This is a genomic window from Streptomyces niphimycinicus, from assembly GCF_018883605.1.
GTDB classification, from domain to species: domain Bacteria; phylum Actinomycetota; class Actinomycetes; order Streptomycetales; family Streptomycetaceae; genus Streptomyces; species Streptomyces niphimycinicus.
Map to the genome: position 1 here is coordinate 1 of NZ_JAHLEM010001089.1, position 3,449 is coordinate 3,449.

The 3,449-nt window shown below is 64.5% G+C and carries 4 protein-coding genes; all 4 read left to right on the plus strand.

The window, feature by feature from the left end:
* The first annotated feature begins 275 nt into the window (after positions 1–275).
* Complete coding sequence (locus KN815_RS47760) at positions 276–1,043, plus strand: creatininase family protein (RefSeq protein WP_216348020.1); 768 nt, start codon at positions 276–278, stop codon at positions 1,041–1,043.
* A gap of 68 nt (positions 1,044–1,111) precedes the next feature.
* The gene (locus KN815_RS47765; protein ID WP_216348021.1) at positions 1,112–1,660 is read left to right on the plus strand and encodes a TetR/AcrR family transcriptional regulator; all 549 of its coding nucleotides are present in this window, start codon (positions 1,112–1,114) and stop codon (positions 1,658–1,660) included.
* Between the two features lie 440 nt (positions 1,661–2,100).
* Entirely contained in the window at positions 2,101–2,484 is a 384-nt protein-coding gene (locus KN815_RS47770; protein ID WP_216348022.1) for a hypothetical protein, read from the plus strand.
* Positions 2,485–2,507: 23 nt separating this feature from the next.
* Positions 2,508–2,735 (plus strand): hypothetical protein, encoded by a 228-nt coding sequence (locus KN815_RS52675; protein ID WP_443732352.1) that lies wholly within the window; start codon positions 2,508–2,510, stop codon positions 2,733–2,735.
* Positions 2,736–3,449: the final 714 nt, after the last annotated feature.

Sequence of the window (3,449 nt, forward strand, 5' to 3'; positions counted from 1 at the left end):
CTCCTCGACCAGTTCCCGGTAGCGGTGCTCATGTGTGAGCCCGACCGGGGTGTCCCCCTCGGTCATGAGGATGAAGTCCATACCGACCCTTCCGTCGAATGTTATTCGTCGATAACGTAGGGCGCAGCACAGCCCAGGTCAAGGCCACGAGACAGAGCGAAGGCGTTAGTTGTGATTAACGTGGGTAAGCCTCGACTGCGAGCCTCTCCCCATCCGTCGAGTAGTGACGCATCCGCGAGGTACTGACCGAGCAGGCACAGGAGGAGTGACCACACGTGAGCGAGTTGCGGATTGAGCGTTTGACCTCGCCTGACATCGCGAGTGCCATCGCGAGCGGTATGCGTACGGCGGTCCTGCCGCTGGGCGCCACGGAGCAGCACGGTGCGCACCTGCCGATGTCGGTCGACAGTGATCACGCCGATCGACTGGGTGTTCTTGTCGCCGAGCGGCTTGGCGACGCGCTCGTGCTACCGACGGTGCGGATCGGCTGCTCGTCGCACCACCTCGGCTTCGCCGGAACGCTCTCGCTGCGGGCCGAGACGCTCGAAGCGATCTGCGCCGACTGCTGCGCGAGCCTTGCCGTGCACGGCTTCCGTCGGGTGCTGATCTTCTCGGCGCATATCGGCAACTACCCGGTGCTCAGCGACATCGAGCCGAAGCTCGCCGCGCGGCTTCCCTCCGACCTGGATGTCATCGCGTTCGCAGACTCGGCAGCGGTCCTCCGCGCGTGGCGCGATGCTGCTCAACGCGTCGCCGGCCTCGCCGACCACGTCGGAGGCCATGCCGACGTCGCCGAAAGTTCGATCATGCTGGCCGTGCGGCCGGACGCCGTGAGGAACGATCGCGCCGCCGCAGGTTTCACCGGGTCCATGGATGACGCGTTGCTGGCCCGCGTATTCACTGACGGTATCAAGGCAGTCGCACCCAGCGGGGTGCTCGGTGATCCGCGCGGCATGTCGTCTGAGCTGGGCTTCGCCTGTCTGACCGCAATGGCCGACCTGCTCGCGGAACACGCAATGGCACGTTATCGGCCGCTCACCTAGACTAGACTCTGCGTGTGTCGAGCTCACCTACCCCCCGTACCGCATCTCCCCGCGCCACCCGTCGGCAGGTGCTGATCAAGGTCGCCGGAGAGTTGTTCAACGAGCGTGCCTTCGATGCGGTCACCACCGAGATGATCGGCGCGCGTGCCGGTGTGACCGGCCCCGCGCTCTACCGGCACTTCCCGAGCAAGCAGGCGTTGCTGATCGCCGTACTCGAGGATCCGCTCAACGAACTACTGGCTCATGCCCGCAAGACGGCAGCCGAGGTGACGGATCCACGCAAGGCACTCGAGGAGATGATCGATTACCACGTCAAACGCAGTCTCCAGAACGTTCCGTCCACGCTGGTGTTCCTGAAGAACGAACACAACGTCCCCGAGGACGAACGCCATCGCATGCGACGCATGATGCGCCTCTACACCGAAGAGTGGAGCGGACTGGTCACCCGGCTGCGGCCCGACCTGTCGGACGCGCAGACCCGCGTCCTCACACACGCCGTCTTCTCGATGATCAACGCGGTACCCCAATTCAACAGCGGCCTCGATCCCGACATCGTCGCGACGACCATCGGCACTGCCGCGATCAACGCGCTGCTCATCCCCGCGGACGCGATCTGATAAGAGTGGGCGTCTTCAAGGGCGCGGTTCGTAGCCGCTGACCTGACCCGGGCCGGGGCTGGTGACCGGGAGGTGACCCGGCGCTTCGGGATGACCCGGATGTCGGGGAACCGCTGGCGGCGAGCATCGGCTCCATGTTGTTGGCGGCGGTCCAGGGTGGACCTCGGCGTGCCGATGCAGGGAGAAGTTGTCCAGGACCGCGAACAGCATCTCCCCAGGCCAACGCTCGCGCGGTGTCTTGGGAGAGGCGACGTCCTTGACCACCTGGCCCTGGGCAGACTCGGCCGGATGTCGAAGGATCCGGTGCGCTGCTGAGGGCGATCGAGCACTACACTCCACTGCACCGTACGCTTCAGCACTCGGTCCAGACCGTCGTCGGCCTCTATCCGGAGCTCGACAGCCGTGAGCACGACATCGTCGGTTTCCTGCCGCTGGCCCACGTGGCGCCGGCCCTGCTGCTGATCTTCACTCCGCTGCTCTCCCGTCTCGTGGTGACGTACTGCCGCGTCGAGGACTACGAGGACGCGTTGCGCACCGTGCGACCGACGGCGCTGCTGTGGCCCCCGCGCCTCTACGAGAAGGTCGCCGGCGAGCTGATCGCGCGAACGCAGGCTTGGCCCCAGGTGCGCCGGTACGCCTACAAAGGCGCGATGCGGGTCGGTCGCCGAATGGCCGAGCGCCGTTGGTCCAGTGGTCATCCCTCGGTATTGCTGCGGATCGCATACACCGCAGTGCTTCACCGTGTCTTCCTGCCGTTGCGGGCAAAACGTCGGATTGGACTGCCTTCGCACTGCTCGAGCCGAGCGCACAGGCCAAGGCACTGACTACGACGGCGCTGTCCGAACGCCTGCGAGCCGAGCTCGGGCGGGTCAACACGGACCTCGCACGCGCGCAACATCTGAAGGACTTCCGTGTGCTGCCTCGGCTCCTCGAGGCCGAACGCGGCGAGCGGACCGCGAATGGCAAGGTCAAGCGGAACGCGGTAGTGAATTCATTCGCTACGCTGATCGATGAAATGTACGGCGGGAATGACGACACAGTGATCGCGAACCACCCACGGCCGCGGTCGTATTAGCGAAGAACCTTGATGAGTTGGCCGTGGCTCCTACATCTGCTGATGCGCATACAGCAATGAGTGGACTCATGCAGCTCCCGATCTGACACGACAACATTTCCGAGCAGCGCAAGCCGGCGCCGCGGCGCAGACCCGGTGAGCGCGCTACAGGCACGACGACCACAGATCATCTCCGGCTTCTGCCCTGGCCCGAGCAGTTCGGTTCCCCGGACCGCTCTGCGGGTTGAGTCGTTCGGCAATGCTGACTTAATTCCATTCTTGTGCGCCACTACCCAGACCATGTCTCTTCTGCATCCATACTTGTGGAATTTGAATTAGTCCAGTCGTATCAGTGCATTGCGTGTCTGTGTACGAGGGGTCAGAGTCAGCACATGCGAAGTGCATCGAATGTGTGCGTACGCAGTTCCTGCTGACCCACGAGGTATGGCACTGCGCCGCTCGAATCCAAAGAGATTGGGGCTTCAGCCCCCTGAGGCAGCACCGGGCGCCGGCGACTGTCGACCTCGCCACAATGCCTCGGAGCCTGACCCGACGGAAGGGTCCAGTCAGGACCCACCCCATTACCGTTTTCGTGGCCCCGCAACGGGGCTCCCGGCCTTCGGAGCTGGCATGACTTTCTCCCCCTGTCGAACGCATGGCCTGGGGGGTGGTGTCACCGGCTCCGGAGGCACTGACAGACCGCTAATTAGGGGCATGACCACCGGCTTCTCCGGA